Source organism: Pseudomonas sp. TJI-51 (assembly GCF_000190455.2).
GTDB lineage: Bacteria > Pseudomonadota > Gammaproteobacteria > Pseudomonadales > Pseudomonadaceae > Aquipseudomonas > Aquipseudomonas juntendi.
This window is the reverse complement of record NZ_AEWE02000136.1, coordinates 3,750-5,227: the sequence shown is the minus strand read 5'-3', so window position 1 is coordinate 5,227 and position 1,478 is coordinate 3,750. Positions and strand designations below refer to the sequence as shown.

The 1,478-nt window shown below is 66.6% G+C and carries 1 protein-coding gene; it reads left to right on the top strand.

The window, feature by feature from the left end; translation table 11 throughout:
- Positions 1 to 146 precede the first annotated feature (146 nt).
- The coding region (locus G1E_RS24340) for a GspE/PulE family protein (protein WP_047150187.1) at positions 147 to 1,478 on the top strand (1,332 nt) is incomplete at its 3' end.

Genomic DNA, 1,478 nt, shown 5'->3' with positions numbered 1-1,478 from the left:
TTACTTAACTGACTGGCATTGGCCTATAGCCTCGCGGAATGCCTCTACACCGTACGTGTAAAACCCCGAAACCCTTCCCCCGTGATGCCAGCGCCCCGCCCGGCTAGCCTGATCGGCACATTCCCGATCAGGCACGGACGCCCAGCATGCATAGCCCCCACACAATGACCCTCGACCTTGAACACGTGCTCGCCGCCCTGGTCGCCGACCAGCACCTGCACGCCAACGACGCCGAGCACGTGCTCGACAACGCCGCCGCCCACCCCGCTTGCCATCCGCTCGAACAGATCGCCGCCTGCAGCCTGGAACACCGCCAACAGCCTGGCCAGCAGCTGGACCTTGAGCACCTTTGCCAATGGCTGGCCCGCAAGGTCGGCCAGCCTTACCTGCGCATCGACCCCATGCAGCTCGACCTGCCCCAGGTCAGCGGCCTGATCGCACCGGCCTTCGCCCAGCGCCATGGCATCCTCATCGTCGCAGCCGACGCCCTCGGCGTTACCGTCGCCAGTGCCGAGCCCTACCAGAACGACTGGCAGGCCGACCTGGCCCGCAGCCTGGGCCGGCCGATTCGCCGGGTGCTGGCCAGCCCGTTGCAGATCCGCCAGGCAGGGCAGTCGTTCGAGCACCTCGCCCAGTCGGTAAAAGGCGCGCAATACCAGCAGGCCGCCGGCCTGGGCGAACTCGAGCAACTGCTGGAACTGGGCAAGCGCCAGGCCGAAGCCAGCGCCGACGACGCGCACATCGTGCACATCGTCGACTGGTTGCTGCAGTACGCTATCGAACAACGTGCCAGCGACATTCACCTGGAACCCCGCCGCGATCAGGGCCAGTTGCGCTACCGCATCGACGGCCTGCTGCATAACGTGTACGCCTTTCCTGCCGGCGTAACCTTGGCACTGGTCAGCCGCCTCAAGCACCTGGGGCGCATGGATGTGGCGCAAAAGCGCCGGCCGCAGGACGGCCGCCTGCACAGCCGCCTGCCCGGCGGCGGTGAGGTCGAGCTACGGCTGTCGACCCTGCCAACCGCCTACGGCGAAAAGCTGGTGCTGCGCCTGTTCGACCCGCAGCAACTGCACGAGGGCTTCGACCGCCTCGGCCTGCAAGGCCAGCAACTGGCCCAGTGGCAGCGCCTGCTGGGCAAGCGCCAGGGCATCATCCTGGTGACGGGCCCCACCGGCTCCGGCAAGACCAGCACGCTGTATACCAGCCTCAAGCTATTGGCCACGCCACAGGTCAACCTGTGCACCATCGAAGACCCCATCGAGCGCCTGGAGCCGGCGTTCAACCAGTTGCAGGTGCAGCCCGCCCTGGACCTTGGTTTTGCCGCCGGGGTACGCGCCCTGCTGCGTCAGGACCCGGACATCATCATGATCGGCGAAATTCGCGACCGCGAAACGGCCCTGGTGGCTGTACAGGCCGCACTGACCGGGCATTTGGTGCTGTCTACCCTGCACACCAACGATGCCTGCGCGGCCATC